Origin of the sequence: Xanthomonas arboricola (assembly GCF_002940665.1) — a bacterium.
In the GTDB taxonomy this organism is placed as follows: domain Bacteria; phylum Pseudomonadota; class Gammaproteobacteria; order Xanthomonadales; family Xanthomonadaceae; genus Xanthomonas; species Xanthomonas arboricola_B.
In genome coordinates this window covers 100,490-114,254 of sequence record NZ_MIGY01000001.1, presented here as the reverse complement: position 1 = coordinate 114,254, position 13,765 = coordinate 100,490, and the positions used below count along the sequence as shown (strand labels likewise).

Sequence of the window (13,765 nt, the reverse complement as noted above, 5' to 3'; positions counted from 1 at the left end):
GCGCATCGCCGGCACCGTGCGCACGGAGGCTGGTATTGAGGTCTCGGTCCAACCCGCCGCCAACCCGCGAGGGCCCGCGTGCAAGATGCACGATGGCTATCGCCCATCGGCGCGGCTCGTTATGATCCGCGCACTTCTCAGGGATGTTGCCGAACGCATGACCACTCCGCAGATGTCGGTGTACTTTTTTCTGCAGGCCGCAGCGATTTTGCTGGTATGTCGTCTGGTGGGGTTGCTGGCCAAACGGATCGGTCAGCCACAGGTGGTTGGCGAGATGATCGCCGGGGTGATGCTGGGCCCGTCCTTGTTCGGCGCGGTGTTGCCCGGCTTGCAGGCCGCGCTGTTCCCCAAGCAGACCATGGATGTGCTGTACGTGTTCGCGCAGTTCGGCGTGGGGCTGTACATGTTCCTGGTCGGTACCGATTTCCGTGGAGATCACTTCCGCGCGCGCTATCGCAGTGCGATGAGCGTGTCGATGGCCGGTATCGCGGTGCCGTTTGCATTGGCCTTTGCCATGTGTCCGTGGTTGATTCACGTGGACGGCCTGTTCTCGGAAAAGGCCAAGTTGATGGAGGCCTCGCTGTTTCTGGGTGCGGCCATCGCGATCACCGCGTTCCCGATGCTGGCGCGCATCATCCATGAGCGTGGTCTGACCAATAGCCCGCTGGGCACGTTGGCACTCACCGCAGGTGCGTTCGACGATGCGGCGGCCTGGTGCATTCTTGCCGTGGTGCTGGCGAGCTTTGGCGGGAGTTGGGGCAGTGCCTATCTGGCCATCGGCGGCGGCGTGGCCTATGCAGTGTTCATGATCCTTGTCGGCCGTCATCTGCTGCGCCGTCTGGACGCCTACGTGGTACCGAACCAGCCGCTGGGGAATGGTGTGCTGGCGGTGGTGTTGATGCTGTTCTGCCTCAGCGCGTGGGCGATGGACGCGATCGGCATCCATGCCGTGTTTGGCGGTTTCCTGCTGGGCGTCTGCCTGCCCAGGGGAACGTTGACCGAAAAACTGCGCGAGATGCTGCAGCCGTTCGTGGTGGTGTTGCTGCTGCCTCTGTTCTTCACCTATTCCGGCCTCAAGACCCAGCTCAGCGTGCTGCTGCAGCCGCAGATCATGCTTGCGGGCGTGGCGATTCTGGCTGCATCGTTCATCGGCAAAGGCGTTGCCTGCTGGGCCGCGGCGCGTGCCACCGGCGAGAACAACCGCGATGCGCTGGCGATCGGCTCGCTGATGAATGCACGTGGATTGATGGAGCTGATCATCATCAATATCGGCCTGCAGGCCGGGGTGATCCAACAGGGCCTGTTCTCGGTGCTGGTGCTGATGGCGATCCTCTCCACCTTGATGGCTACCCCGCTGTTCAACTGGATCATGCGTCGCCATTCCAACGTGACCGATGCGGTGCCGAGTCTGCAGCAGCGCTGAGGCGTTTTCTTCGATTCCAGAGAACCGCAGGCACGCGCAGCGGTCGCGTCATGACTATGCCGCGAAGTCGGTCGCATCGAGACCTGGACGCTTCCTGCGACGAGGCACCGACGGCACGTTGGCGTGCGCGGCGTCGCGCTGCTTGCGGGCACCGGTGCATCGTGCCGTCGATGTGCCACGGGCCATCTCTGCAGATGTTGCCGATCTGTTGCACTTGCGTGCGTGCGTGCGTGCGTGCGTGCGTGCGTGCGCTCGCATGCAGGACCGATATCGGCAGAGCGCAATTTTGCGGCGTCGGGTGAGCAGCGATGCAGCCGGTGCCGCGTCGCTGCATACTGGCAGCGCAAACAGGTAGCCAGACACGATGAGCAAGGCCAAGAAGAAAGCTGCACAGCACGGGATACCCGCGCCTGCGCCGGTGTATCAGCTGCATGTTTCGCTGGTGGATAGCGCGCCGTTGATCTGGCGTCGCGCGCTGGTGGCGGGCTCGCTGCGCCTGGCCACGCTGCATCGCGTGTTGCAACCGGTGATGGGCTGGAACGGCGGGCATCCGTACGAGTTCGACCTGGGCGGCGGTCGCTACGGCGAGTCCGGGCTGGATGTGCCGGACCGGCCACGGCTCAAGCATGCCGCCCGGGTCACCGTGGACAGCGGCGTGGGCGAGCTGGAGCGGTTCGACTATTTCTACGGCACCGGCGCCGGCTGGCAGCACCGTATCGAGGTCGAAGCGATCCTGCCGCCGGATGCGAGCCTGCGCGTGGCTCGTTGCGTGGCGGGCGCCAACGCTTGCCCGCCGGAAAACAGCGCAGGAATCGATGCCTACCAGGCATTGCTGCAGATCATCGCCGACCCGGAGCATGCGCAACACGTGCAGGAGCTGGCCACCTTGGGTGGGCGCTTGGATCCGGGCCATTTCGATCTTGCCGAGGTCAATCGCCTGCTCGCACGTATCCGCGAATGAGCGCGGCCGGCGCTTTATGATCCGCAGCGATGCACCGGCCATGCACGGCGCACGCGACCGGAATCGATGCGACGGATCCGGTGGCCTGTCGCGTGCGTCGCAGCCTGCCACGTCTGTGATGGCGTTGGAACCCGACGCCGGCGCCACTGCAGCTTGACGCGCGATCGGCTAGCCTGATCTCCCGGTTTTTCCCGAAAGTGTCTGCGATGTTCCGCTGGTTCGAATCCCTGATCGATGTCTTTCCGCCAATCGAGCGGGACATGCCGCCGCGTAGCGTGTGGCGGTTCTATCTGCATTATCTGCGGCCGTTGTGGCCGATCCTGCTGGCCACGCTGGTCGCCGGACTGCTGCTTGCCTTGGTGGAAGTGGCGATGTTCGACTTCCTCGGGCGCATCGTCGACATGCTGGCCGAGCGACCGGGCGCGGACTTCTTCCGTCGTCATGCCGGCGAATTGATCTGGATGGCGGCGATCACGCTGGTGGCGCGGCCGCTGTTCACCGGGCTGCACAATCTGTTGGTCAACCAGGCGATCGTGCCGGGCCTGAGCAACCGCTCGCGCTGGTTGATGCACAACTACGTGGTGCGGCAAAGCCTGGGCTTCTTCAACAACGATTTCGCCGGCCGTATCGCCAACCGGGTGATGCAGACCGGGACCTCGCTGCGCGAATCGGCGGTGCAGATGGTCGATGCGCTCTGGTACATCGTGGTCTATACCGGCAGCGCGCTGTGGTTGTTTGCGCAGGCCGACCCCTGGTTGATGCTGCCGCTGCTGATCTGGCTGGTGGTGTATGTCGCGCTGATGGCGTTCTTCGTGCCGCGCATGAAGGCGCGCGCATGGGTCGCATCGGATGCGCGCTCCAAGGCCACCGGGCGCATCGTCGACGGTTACACCAATATCTCCACGCTCAAGCTGTTCGCCCACGCCGGCCGCGAGCAGGCCTATGTGCGCGATGCGATCGACGAACTGGCGGTGAAACATCGCGGGCAGACGCGCGTGACCACCACGATGGATACCGCCATCGCGGTGGCCAATGGCTTTTTGATCGTCGGCACCTGCGGGCTGGCGTTGTGGCTGTGGAGCCGCGGCCAGATCAGCGTGGGCGCGATCACGCTGGCCACCGGTCTGGTGATCCGCATCCACAACATGTCCGGCTGGATCATGTGGACGGTCAACGGCATCTTCGAAGACATCGGCAGCGTGCAGGACGGCATGCAGACCATCTCGCAGCCGGTGCTGGTGCAGGACGCGCCCGACGCCGTGCCGCTGCAGGTGACGCAAGGCCAGGTGCAGTTCGAGCACATCCATTTCCACTACGGCAAGCGCGGCGGGGTGATTGCCGGGCTGGATCTGCAGGTGCGCGCGGGCGAGAAGATCGGCCTGGTCGGGCCATCGGGTGCGGGCAAGTCGACCCTGGTCAACGTGCTGCTGCGGCTGTACGACCTGGAGCAGGGGCGCATCCTCATCGACGGGCAGGACATCGCCCAGGTCACCCAGGAAAGCCTGCGCGGGCAGATCGGCCTGGTCACCCAGGACACCTCGCTCTTGCATCGTTCGATCCGCGACAACCTGCTGTATGGCAGGCCGCAGGCCAGCGACGCGCAGATGCTGGAGGCGGTGCGCAAGGCGCGCGCGGAAGGCTTCATCGACACGCTGGTCGATGGCGAAGGCCGTCGCGGATTCGATGCCTATGTGGGCGAACGCGGGGTCAAGCTGTCGGGCGGTCAACGGCAGCGCATCGCCATTGCGCGTGTGCTGCTGAAGGACGCGCCGATCCTGATCCTGGACGAGGCCACCTCGGCGCTGGACTCGGAAGTGGAAGCGGCGATCCAGGACAGCCTGGACGCGCTGATGGGCAACAAGACCGTCATCGCGATCGCGCACCGTCTTTCGACCATCGCGCGCATGGACCGGCTGGTGGTGATGGATGCCGGACGCATCGTCGAGACCGGCACGCATGCGCAACTGATTGCGCAGGGTGGCCTGTACGCGCGTCTGTGGGCGCGGCAGACCGGAGGGTTCGTTGCGGCGGATCGGTGAGAGGGCTTTAGTGGGTTGCAGACGTGCAACCACCGCAGCAACAAGCCCCGCTCCTGCCGGGGCGCCAAGGCACGGCTTGCGCGCCACTGGCGCGCGTGCCTTGGAGCGCCCGCGCCGCAAGCGCGGGCAGGGGCGCGGAGCGGGGGTCGGGGTGAGGGTACGGGGCGAAGCCACTCGCTAGTCCCGGCCACGCCAGGCTTGCCCGTACCCCCATCCGCCCCTGCAGGGCACCTTCTCCCGAGGGAGAAGGGTCACTCGTTCTCCCGGTAGGAGAAGGATCAGTCACTCGATCGGCTGGTCCAGCATCAACTCGCGTGCAAAGCGTACCGGCGGGGCGCCGTAGGACAGCATCTTGTCGTGGTACGCCTTCAGGTTGAAATCCTTGCCCAGCTTGTCCTGCACCGCCTTGCGCGTGTCCAGATGTTCCTGCACGCCAACGAAGTAAGTCGGTAGCTGCGCGGACGACAGCTGCGCACGCACCCACTTGCCCGCCGCTTCGCTTTCCTGCTGGAAGGTGTCGTGGGTCATCAGGTGCATTGCCTTGTCGCGCTCCCAGCCGTCCACATGTACGCCCTGGTCGAGGATGGCGTTGGCGATGGTGCGCAGGTAGAACTTGAGCTGCACCAGGTGGAACAGCGGGTCGTTATCCAGATAACCCTGTTCCTGCATCATGCGTTCGGTGTACACCGCCCAACCTTCGGCGAACATGCCCGAGCGCAGCACCGCGCGCAGCGTGGAGTGGAACTTGGCCGAATGCCAGCCTTCCAGGTAATGGCCCGGGGTGCCTTCGTGGATGCTGAGCAGGTGGATCATGCGGCTGTTGTATTCGCGCAGGAACGAATCGACCTGCTGGTCGTTCCAGTCGTCGGGAATCGGCGAGACCGCATAGAAGGTCTTGAGATTCTTGTCGAGCGGGCCGGGCGAATCGCAGTACGCCACCGCCACGCCGCGCTGGAATTCCGGCATCAGGATGATGTCCACCGGCGAATCGGGCAGCGTCATCAGATCCTTCTGGCGCACGAACTCGGTGGACTGCGCCAGTGCGGCCTTGGCGTCGTCCACCACCTTGTCGCGGGCCGGCTTGTCGGCATAGGCCAGTTCCAGCGCCGCCTCGATCGCGGCCTGCTGCTGGTCGTCGTTGGGCGTCTCGGGCAGTTTGGGTGCGCCGGGCTTGTCCTTGAGCACCGTGCGGGCAATGCCGTACATCTGGCTACGGACGCGCTTGAGCTCGGACTCGGCGCGCTGCTTGATCTCGGCGCGCGACAGCGACGACAGCAGCGCGAATTTCAGCTTCTGGTCGTAGAGTTGCGCACCGACGCGGAAATCGCCCTTGGCATTGGGTACCAGCACGGTATCCAGCCAGGTCTGCTGCTCGGCCACGGCCTTGCGCAGACGGTCGATGGCGGCCTGCGCGCGGGCCGCCTCGATCGGGCCGAGTTGGCCGATGTTGGGCGCGATGAAGGTATCGACGATGCTGAGGATGCCCTTGTTCTGCTTGGCCACCGTCTCTGCATGGATCTTCGGCACGCGGGCCGGGTCCAGGTTTTGGCGCGCCTGCGCAAAGATGCCGGGAATCTTTTCCATGCGCTGCGTGGCGGAGGTCAGGCGCTCGGACAGCGGCGCGAATTCGCGCGCCATCAGGCCATACAGCGCGCTGCCGGCCAGGCCGTTGTAGACCTGCGGGTCCCAGGCCCAGCTCTGCAGCACCTCGGTGTTCCAGATTTCCGATTGCAGCTGGTTGCGCAGAATGGCCGCATCGACCTGGTTTTCGCGCGACAGCTTGGCGACCTCGATGGCATCCAGCTCGGCCAGCAAAGCCTTGCCGGCATCCAGGCTGCGCTGGCGGCCGGCGCTGCTCAGATCGTCGATCTGCGTGTCGAAGCGGTGATCGCCGGTCTGGGTGGCGGTGACCGGCGACAGCTGCATCCAGGTGTCGAGCGCGCGCTTGGACAGCGCCGCAAAGCGCGCATCCGGCGTCTGCGCATCCTGCGTCGTGGCATCAGGGGCGCCGGCGCGCGGCGATTCGGGCTGTTGCTGGCAGGCGCCGAGGCCGGCGAGCAGGGCGAGGACAAGCAAACGTTGACGCATGGTGGATCCCGATGGAAACAGTCCGCCAGCATAGGCATGTGCGCGCTTGTCCGCATCCGCCATTGGTTTAGAGTGGCCCCTTCCAAGGAGGATCACCATGCATTACGCCGGTAGCTGTCATTGCGGACGCATCGCGTTCGACCTGGAGACCGATGCGCCGATCACCGAGGCATACGACTGCAACTGCTCGCTGTGCCGTCGCCGCGGCGGCCTGTTGTGGTTCGGCACGCGCGCGCAGTTGCGTCTGCAGGGTGAGCCCGAGGCGCTGGGAACCTATCGCTTCAACCAGCAGCATATCGATCACCACCATTGTCCGCAGTGCGGCATCGCGCCCTTCAGCGAGGGCGTGAATCCCAAAACCGGCGAGGCCGGTGTGGCGGTCAACCTGCGTTGCCTGCCGGAACTGGATCTGGCCGCGCTGAGCGTGCACGCGGTCGATGGAGCAAGCCGATGAGGCGCGGCGTGCAGCGTTACGCGGTCGGGTTGCTGCTGGGCTGGGCGCTGAGCGGATGTGCCAGGCAGTCTGCGGAGATGGCGGCAGACGGCGGCGCGCCGGCGCCGGCACCGCCTACCGCGCAAGGCAACGCCCTGGCATATGAGCATGATGTACGGATCGAGCTGCCGGCCGATCAGATTGGCCAACGCATCGCGGCGGTACGCACCGCCTGCCAGTCCGCGCAGTTCGGCGACTGCACGCTGCTGGCGGTGGAGCAAACCGGTGGGCGCGACCCCAGCGGCGGCGTCAGCGTGCGGGTGGTGCCGGACGCCATCGAGCCGCTGGTGCAACTGGCCGGCCAGCATGGCGATGTCGCCGCGCGCAGCACGCGTGCCGAGGATCTGGCGCAGCAGATCGCCGACACCGGGCTGGCGCAGGCACGCCTGCAGAAAGAACATGCCCGCCTGCTCGAACTGCAGCAACGCCGCGATCTGGCCGTGACCGATCTGCTGGCGCTGTCCAAGCGGTTGGCCGAGATTGAGGCCGAAGCGCAACAGGCCCAGCAGGACGCTGCGCAGCAACAACGGCGCGTACGCACGCAGTTGTTGACGCTCAATTTTCGCGGGACCGGTGGCGAGCAGGGCAGGGGCGAAGTTGCCGGGGCGGCAGCCGAGTTCGGCCAGGTCTTCGCGTCCAGCGTGGCCTGGGTGATCCGCGCGGTGGCGGCGTTGCTGCCGGTTGCGGTGGTAGGGCTGATTGCCGGCTGGCTGCTGCTGCAGGCATGGCGCTGGCGTGCGCGGCGGCGCCGGATGTCCTGACCACCACGCAGCCGGCCGGCGATGCCGCGCCGGCTGCGCGTGTCCCTGACGGGGGCTTACTTCAGAGAGTTACTCGAAGCGTTGAGGGTTGCACAGTGCTCTCAATTGCGCTGTCTGCACGCGGTAGCGGCGCAGCGCGTCGTGTGCGCCAGCTTCCGGGTACCGACTGCGCCTGCATGGGCAGCGCAGTCGTCTCTGGCCCGCTCAGCCTTCGTCGAGTTCGTACTCGACAAACACGTCCAGCTGCAGGGCCAGTTCCTGCACGGCGTCGCGCACCTTCTGCGCAGTGGCGTCGTTGCCGGCTTCCACCTCGAACTCGTGGCTGCCCGGACCTTCGTCGTCGGACAGGCCGGCCGAACTGGAGTCGTCGTCGTCCAGGTGCGGCATCAGATCGTCGACTTCTTCCACATGCTCGATGCCTTCGATGCTCTGCAGCAGGTTGGCGATGGCACGCGCGTCGTCGTCGGTGCCGGTGATACGCATGCGAAGAGTAGGCATGGGAGTGTCCTGGGGATTGGGGAGCCAAAGCCTAGGCACCGGCAGGACAAAACGAGGTGATGGTGGGCGTCGGCTGCTCCATCGAGCATGTCACCCATCGAGCGCTTTTGCCGCTCGCGATAAAGCCCCTTTCCTGCGGGGTGACTTAAGGCAACGCTTGCGCGCCACTGACGCGCGCGTCTTCAAAGCCCCCCGGCGCAACAAAAAGCCTCTCTCCTGCGGGAGAGGGGGTGGGGTGAGGGTACGAGGCGAAGCCACACGTGCACTCAAACTCTGCCCGGTTTCGCTCGTACCCTCATCAGCGGCATCGGGGGCACGTCTCCCAGAGGAAGAAGCAACAGCCGCTCAAGGCCTCGCTGCTACCTCTTCGGACACCTTCTCTCCGTGAAGGGGGCGATGTCCCGGAGGCAGAAACGCAGAGGTAACGCTCGCGCAGAGGGGGCAAGGGAAGATTCCTGCGCAACCTCATTCCGTAGCCGATGCTTTGCGCGATCGCCGCTGCGCGCGCGATGCACCCGACGCCTCGCTCGCCGGCAACGCCACCAGCTCTGCCGGCAGTGCCGGCATCGGGGTGCGTTCGTCCAGGGCCTCGCGCTTGAGCCAGTCGATAAATGCCATTGCCGCAGGGCCGGGGACACGGTGGCTGGGGTGCACGATGTAGTAGGCGTAGCGTGCCTTGAGGGTGGGCCCGGGCAGGCGCACCAGCTCGTAACGCTGTAGATACGGTTGGGCGATGTGCTTGCGCGCCAGGACCGCGCCCAGGCCATAGACTGCCGCGCGCATCGCGTCGGTACTGTCGTTGAAGGTGTGCATCGGCGGCAGCGTGGTGCCGCGCACCTGGGCGGCACGGAACCAGTCGCGCCAGCCCTGCGGCGACATGTCGGTCAGCAGCGGCAATTGCGCGATCTGCGCCGGCGTGCGTAGCGCAGCGACCTCCGGCAGTGACGGCGAGGCCACCGGAAACAGTTCGTCGTCCATCAGATGATGCGAGGTCAACCCGGGCCAGGCGCCCTGGCCATAGCGGATGCCGAGATCCGGGCCGCCTTCTTCGAAGCGCGAAAACGCCGCGTCCGATTGCAGATCCATGCGGATATGCGGATGCGCGCGACAGAAGCGCGGCAGCCGCGGCAACAGCCAGCAGTACGACAGCGAGCGCAAGGTGGTCACGCGCAGCGGGATGGCATCTTCGCGCGGATGCAGGTTGCCGGCCACGGAGGCGATCTCGGCCAACGCTGCGGTGGCGGCATCGGCCAGCTGGCGCCCTTCCGCGGTGAGTTTGACCCCACGCGGCAAGCGCTGGAACAGGGTCACGCCCAGCAGCGCCTCGAGCTTGCGCACGTGGTGGCTGACCGCACTGGCGGTCAGATGCAGTTCTTCGGCGGCATGCGCGAAGTTCTGGTGGCGCGCGGCGGCGGCGAACACGCCCAGCGCGGGTAACAGGGTAGGGCGCAGGTTCATCGAGGCATGAATGAGATTTGTGGCTCGCCTCGATACTACGCGCTTGTCGCGCCTTCGGTGGCAGCCGATGCTGCATTACCCCATCGCGATGATCGTGCCATGTCCATCTGCCTGCCTGACGTTGTCCTTTGCGGTTTCAGCACTTCACCGCAGCTTGCGCAGGCGGGTCGATGAGCGCGCAACCGGCAACGCGGCCGGCGGCCGCGCCACGCGAATGGCGCACCCCGCTGGAGCTGGGGTTTCTTGGCATCGTCTGGGGCTGCTCGTTCCTGTTCATGCGCGTGGCCGCACCCAGGTTCGGCACCGTGGTGCTGGTGGAAATCCGCCTGGCGCTCGGGGCGTTGGTGCTGTTGCCGTTCCTGTGGCTGGCGCGCGAGCGGTTCCCCCTGCATCGCTGGCCGATGCTGGCGGCGATCGGCGTGCTCAACTCCGCGTTGCCGTTCCTGCTGTTCGCCTGGGGCGCGCAACACGCGCCGGCTGCGATCGGTGCGATCTGCAATGCGATGACGGTGTTGTTTACCGCACTGATCGCCTTCCTGTTCTTCGGCGAGAAGATCGGCACGCGTCGCGCGCTGGCCTTGCTGATCGGCTTCATCGGTGTGCTGGTGCTGGCCACCGGCAAGTCGGCCGGATTGAGCGTGGGGCCGGCGGCACTGGCGGGCGCCAGCGCGTCGCTGCTGTACGGCATCGGCTACAACCTGGTGAAGCGCCACATGGGCGATTTGCCACCGGCCGCGTCGGCGGCATCCACGCTGGGTTGCAGCGCGCTGCTGCTGGCACCGCTGGCCTGGTGGCAGTGGCCGACCACGCCGGTGCCGGCAGTGGCCTGGGCCTGCGCCACCGCGCTGGGCGTGGTCTGCACCGGGCTGGCGTTCCTGATGTATTACCGCCTGATCCAGCGCATCGGCCCGGCACGCGCCTCCACGGTGACCTACCTGGTGCCGGTGTTCGGCGCACTGCTGGCATGGTCGCTGCTGGGCGAGCCGTTGACCTGGACCATGCTGGTCGCCGCGGTGCTGATCCTGGGCAGCGTCGCCTTCAGCCAACGCGCCCGCTAGGCAAGCGCGCCCCGCTTTTGCGATTCCCGATTCCCGACTCAGCCAGCCGGCGGCGTCCGCACCGGCAACGGCACATTGCACAGATCGATATGCCCGGCCGGGCGCTTGTAGAAATCGTCCTTGCGGTTGCGGCGCGCTTCGGCCACATCGCGGAAGGTCTGGCTGTCGGTGCGCAGCAATTGCAGTGGCGTGCGTTCGGGCAAGGGCACCTCGCTGGCCAGGCGAATGGCGCGGATCGGCGAGCGCTGCGTTGCGTCTTCGTAAAACCCCATCGGGTCCGGGCCGCGCGGGATCACGCTGAGCAACTCCATGCCCTTGACCACGCGACCGACCACGGTGATGTTACGGTCCAGCTGGCGCGGCGATTGCCCGGTGACCACATACAGCTCGGCGCCGATGCTGCTGTCTTCGTCGTTGTTGCGGCCGGCGCCCAGGGCACCGTAGCAATGTGCCAGCCAGGTCTTGCCGCTGGCGCTGTCGCGCCCGACCGGGAAGCCGTCGACAAAGCCTACCTGCGCTGCCCAGCCATCGCTGTCGGGCAGGCGCTGGAAATCCAGACCCTGCGATGGACGTTCGAATTCGGCCGGCAGGTGCGTCTTCGCCGAGCCCAGCGACCTGGCCTTGGCCGGCGTCTCGCCATCCGGGTCGCCGAACTGCACCACGAAGTTGTCCTGCGACCGGTAGATGCTGAGCCCGTCCCAGAAGCGTTCGTGCGCCAGGGTGCGGATGTTGCCCACGTGCGCGGGCGCAAACTGCGGCGCCAGCTCGATGATCACCCGTCCGCCATCCAGTTCCAGGTACAGCGTGCGCTCTGGGTCGAGCACGCGCCATGCGCTGGCCGGCGAGGCATCCAGGATCTGTTGCGGGCTGCGATAGGCGGCGTTGGCGGCAGTCGGTAACACCAGGGCAAGCAGGCAGGCGGAAGCAGCAGTGCGCAGAAGCATGAAGGCAGCCAGCGGGAGGGATGCCCGATTCTTGCCGACCACGCGCCCGGACGCAAAGCGCATGCACGCACAGCACGACGCCGGCGGAATGCGCCGGCGTCGTGCTGTGCGTGCATGCCTGCCGCAGCTGTGCGCTTACGGGTTGTTGCGCACGTGCGGGCTGGTGTGGTGAACGTTGGCGCCATGGTCGTTGCCGAACAGCGGGACCAGCTGCCACAACGCGCAAAGGCCGACCAGCGTGTAGACCACACGCGACAGCAGGGCATCCTGGCCGCCGAACAGCGTGGCGACCAGATCGAACTTGAACAGGCCAACCAGGCCCCAGTTCAAGCCGCCGACGATAAGAAGCACCAGGGTGATGACGTCGAGCGTTTTCATGAAGACAGTCCGTGTGGGTTGGGAGACCCCAGAGTCCGCATGCCGCGCGCAACACCTCGTGAGCGTGCGCGAGGGCATGACGGGCTTGCGCACGCCACGATCACCTCCGGACGACGCGCGTGGAACCGATGCAATGTGTTGGCCATCCGGCAATGCACCGGCGGCGCAATGTCAGCGTGCCGGTTTGCGCTTGACGTACAACTGCTTGCGCACCCGCGCCACCACCTCGCCCTGGCGGTTGTGCACCACGTTTTCGAACCAGCGCAGGTGTTTTTCGCCACTGGCGGTGGCCGCGCGCAACTCGGCCAGCACGCTGTCGTCGATGACGAACTCCGCACTCACCGTGCCGCGCCCGGGTTTGACGAACTCGATGCTGCCGGCCTTGTCCCACACGTAGTAGTCGCGCCCCAGGTTCTGCATGGTCAGCAGCATCCAGAACGGGTCGGTCATCGCGAACAGGCTGCCGCCAAAGTGGGTGCCGACGTAATTGCGATTCCACGGCCGCTGGCGCAGTTCCACGCGTGCGTGGCGGTAGTCGGGCGACAACGCGGTGACGTGGATCCCGGCGAACAGGTACGGCGGCCACAGGTTGATACCGAGCTTGAACAGTGAAGCACGCATGCGGCCAGGGTCCATGGCGGGGGCGGGCCCGCAGCATACCATTCGCATGCGTATGGAAGTTGTGGCGGTGACGGCAACGCCCGGCCGGCCTGCACCGGGCGCCAATGTGCCGGTTGCGCTTAGAACACCAGCGACGACATCTTGCGGCGGTAGCGGCCGACCAGGTCTTCGTCTTCGATCACCCGGAACGCATCGATCAGGCTACGCCGCGGCAGGTTGTCGTCGAAGGCGCGGTCCTGCCGCAGCATTTCCAGGAACTGCTGCAGCGCGGCTTCGTCGTGGCCGTCAAGCAGGTGGCGCACGCCGAGCAGATGGCGCGCACGCAGGTCGGTGCCGTTGGCCGCAACGGCGGCCTGCAGGGCGTCGGCATCCGGCGCGTCCTTGAGCACATTGGCAAAGCTCAGCCGCGCCTTGGCGCGCACCGCGCGGTCGTCGGTGGCCAGGTTGGCGGGCAGGGCGTCGATCAATTGCTCGGCCTCGGCGGTGTCGCCGGTCTTGAGCAGCGCCAGCGCCAGGTCCAGCTTGAGCTCGTCCTTGTCCGGCTCGGCGGCGATCGCCTCGCGCAGCGCGGCCACCTGGTCCTGCGGCTCGAGCGGGGCCGGCGGCAGTTCTTCGGCAACCTGCGGCTCGGCCGGCAGCACGCCGTGCTGGGTCAGGAATTCGCGCACCTGGCCTTCCGGCATCGCACCCGGGAAACCGTCGACCAGTTCGCCGCCCTTGACCAGGAACACCGTCGGCACCGAGCGGATCTGGAACGCGGCGGCGATCTGCTGCTCCTTATCCACATCGACCTTGGCCAGCTCGAAGGCGCCGTTGTAGTCGGCGGCGAGCTTTTCCAGGATCGGCGTCAGCGACTTGCAGGGGCCGCACCAGGTGGCCCAGAAGTCCACCAGTACCGGCGTCGTCAACGATTTCTGCAGGACCTCGGTCTCGAAGGTGTCGGTGGTGGCATCGAATACGTGCGGCTTGTCGGACATGGGCTTCCAGGAGTGATTGCGGCAACAGTGGGAGGTAATGGTGGCAAACCGGGCCGACACAAGGCT

Annotated in this window: 13 protein-coding genes; 6 read left to right on the top strand and 7 right to left on the bottom strand. The window is 66.3% G+C overall.

The features are described 5' to 3' along the window. The first annotated feature begins 157 nt into the window (after positions 1–157). The 3 genes from XarjCFBP7645_RS00565 to XarjCFBP7645_RS00555 all read left to right on the top strand — a co-directional run bounded on the left by XarjCFBP7645_RS00565 (position 158) and on the right by XarjCFBP7645_RS00555 (position 4,423). Positions 158–1,423 (top strand): cation:proton antiporter, encoded by a 1,266-nt coding sequence (locus tag XarjCFBP7645_RS00565; RefSeq protein WP_104535843.1) that lies wholly within the window; start codon positions 158–160, stop codon positions 1,421–1,423. A 364-nt stretch (positions 1,424–1,787) separates the two neighbouring features. Beyond that, complete coding sequence (locus tag XarjCFBP7645_RS00560) at positions 1,788–2,384, top strand: plasmid pRiA4b ORF-3 family protein (RefSeq protein WP_104535842.1); 597 nt, start codon at positions 1,788–1,790, stop codon at positions 2,382–2,384. A 206-nt stretch (positions 2,385–2,590) separates the two neighbouring features. Next, positions 2,591–4,423, top strand: a complete 1,833-nt coding sequence (locus tag XarjCFBP7645_RS00555) for an ABC transporter ATP-binding protein (protein WP_104535841.1) — start codon at positions 2,591–2,593, stop codon at positions 4,421–4,423. Positions 4,424–4,705: 282 nt separating this feature from the next. Here XarjCFBP7645_RS00555 and XarjCFBP7645_RS00550 read toward each other — a convergent pair whose 3' ends face one another. Then, complete coding sequence (locus XarjCFBP7645_RS00550; protein WP_104536690.1) at positions 4,706–6,511, bottom strand: DUF885 domain-containing protein; 1,806 nt, start codon at positions 6,509–6,511, stop codon at positions 4,706–4,708. 97 nt (positions 6,512–6,608) lie between these two features. Here XarjCFBP7645_RS00550 and XarjCFBP7645_RS00545 point away from each other — a divergent pair, with 97 nt between their 5' ends. Further along, positions 6,609–6,965, top strand: a complete 357-nt coding sequence (locus XarjCFBP7645_RS00545) for a GFA family protein (protein ID WP_104535840.1) — start codon at positions 6,609–6,611, stop codon at positions 6,963–6,965. Then, entirely contained in the window at positions 6,962–7,765 is an 804-nt protein-coding gene (locus XarjCFBP7645_RS00540; protein ID WP_104535839.1) for a DUF4349 domain-containing protein, read from the top strand. The genes XarjCFBP7645_RS00545 and XarjCFBP7645_RS00540 overlap by 4 nt, the downstream gene beginning before the upstream one ends. A gap of 204 nt (positions 7,766–7,969) precedes the next feature. Here XarjCFBP7645_RS00540 and XarjCFBP7645_RS00535 read toward each other — a convergent pair whose 3' ends face one another. Further along, positions 7,970–8,263, bottom strand: a complete 294-nt coding sequence (locus tag XarjCFBP7645_RS00535) for a hypothetical protein (protein ID WP_104534137.1) — start codon at positions 8,261–8,263, stop codon at positions 7,970–7,972. 465 nt (positions 8,264–8,728) lie between these two features. Then, positions 8,729–9,721, bottom strand: a complete 993-nt coding sequence (locus XarjCFBP7645_RS00530) for a LysR substrate-binding domain-containing protein (protein ID WP_104535838.1) — start codon at positions 9,719–9,721, stop codon at positions 8,729–8,731. A 170-nt stretch (positions 9,722–9,891) separates the two neighbouring features. On the opposite strand from XarjCFBP7645_RS00530, the gene XarjCFBP7645_RS00525 reads away from it, so the two are divergent. Further along, on the top strand, positions 9,892–10,779 hold the full coding sequence (locus tag XarjCFBP7645_RS00525) for a DMT family transporter (RefSeq protein ID WP_104535837.1): 888 nt from the start codon (positions 9,892–9,894) through the stop codon (positions 10,777–10,779). A gap of 38 nt (positions 10,780–10,817) precedes the next feature. On the opposite strand, the gene XarjCFBP7645_RS00520 is transcribed toward XarjCFBP7645_RS00525, so the two are convergent. The 4 genes from XarjCFBP7645_RS00520 to trxA all read right to left on the bottom strand — a co-directional run bounded on the left by XarjCFBP7645_RS00520 (position 10,818) and on the right by trxA (position 13,699). Continuing rightward, on the bottom strand, positions 10,818–11,723 hold the full coding sequence (locus XarjCFBP7645_RS00520; protein WP_104536689.1) for a peptidylprolyl isomerase: 906 nt from the start codon (positions 11,721–11,723) through the stop codon (positions 10,818–10,820). Between the two features lie 135 nt (positions 11,724–11,858). Next, positions 11,859–12,101, bottom strand: coding sequence for a DUF378 domain-containing protein (locus tag XarjCFBP7645_RS00515; RefSeq protein WP_104535836.1), 243 nt, complete (start codon positions 12,099–12,101; stop codon positions 11,859–11,861). Between the two features lie 171 nt (positions 12,102–12,272). After that, positions 12,273–12,722 carry a DUF4442 domain-containing protein gene (locus XarjCFBP7645_RS00510; RefSeq protein WP_104536688.1) on the bottom strand — a complete coding sequence of 150 codons (450 nt, stop codon included), beginning with the start codon at positions 12,720–12,722 and terminating at the stop codon, positions 12,273–12,275. Positions 12,723–12,841: 119 nt separating this feature from the next. Continuing rightward, positions 12,842–13,699 carry a thioredoxin gene (gene trxA, locus XarjCFBP7645_RS00505; RefSeq protein WP_104535835.1) on the bottom strand — a complete coding sequence of 286 codons (858 nt, stop codon included), beginning with the start codon at positions 13,697–13,699 and terminating at the stop codon, positions 12,842–12,844. Positions 13,700–13,765: the final 66 nt, after the last annotated feature.

Bases quoted from the DNA above. Each gene is read 5' to 3' on its own strand.
- XarjCFBP7645_RS00550 (WP_104536690.1), bottom strand. From the start codon at position 6,511: ATGCGTCAACGTTTGCTTGTCCTCGCCCTGCTCGCCGGCCTCGGCGCC.
- XarjCFBP7645_RS00540 (WP_104535839.1), top strand. From the start codon at position 6,962: ATGAGGCGCGGCGTGCAGCGTTACGCGGTCGGGTTGCTGCTGGGCTGG.
- XarjCFBP7645_RS00530 (WP_104535838.1), bottom strand. From the start codon at position 9,721: ATGAACCTGCGCCCTACCCTGTTACCCGCGCTGGGCGTGTTCGCCGCC.
- XarjCFBP7645_RS00565 (WP_104535843.1), top strand. From the start codon at position 158: ATGACCACTCCGCAGATGTCGGTGTACTTTTTTCTGCAGGCCGCAGCG.
- XarjCFBP7645_RS00520 (WP_104536689.1), bottom strand. From the start codon at position 11,723: ATGCTTCTGCGCACTGCTGCTTCCGCCTGCCTGCTTGCCCTGGTGTTA.
- trxA (WP_104535835.1), bottom strand. From the start codon at position 13,699: ATGTCCGACAAGCCGCACGTATTCGATGCCACCACCGACACCTTCGAG.
- XarjCFBP7645_RS00510 (WP_104536688.1), bottom strand. From the start codon at position 12,722: ATGCGTGCTTCACTGTTCAAGCTCGGTATCAACCTGTGGCCGCCGTAC.
- XarjCFBP7645_RS00535 (WP_104534137.1), bottom strand. From the start codon at position 8,263: ATGCCTACTCTTCGCATGCGTATCACCGGCACCGACGACGACGCGCGT.
- XarjCFBP7645_RS00545 (WP_104535840.1), top strand. From the start codon at position 6,609: ATGCATTACGCCGGTAGCTGTCATTGCGGACGCATCGCGTTCGACCTG.
- XarjCFBP7645_RS00525 (WP_104535837.1), top strand. From the start codon at position 9,892: ATGAGCGCGCAACCGGCAACGCGGCCGGCGGCCGCGCCACGCGAATGG.
- XarjCFBP7645_RS00560 (WP_104535842.1), top strand. From the start codon at position 1,788: ATGAGCAAGGCCAAGAAGAAAGCTGCACAGCACGGGATACCCGCGCCT.
- XarjCFBP7645_RS00515 (WP_104535836.1), bottom strand. From the start codon at position 12,101: ATGAAAACGCTCGACGTCATCACCCTGGTGCTTCTTATCGTCGGCGGC.
- XarjCFBP7645_RS00555 (WP_104535841.1), top strand. From the start codon at position 2,591: ATGTTCCGCTGGTTCGAATCCCTGATCGATGTCTTTCCGCCAATCGAG.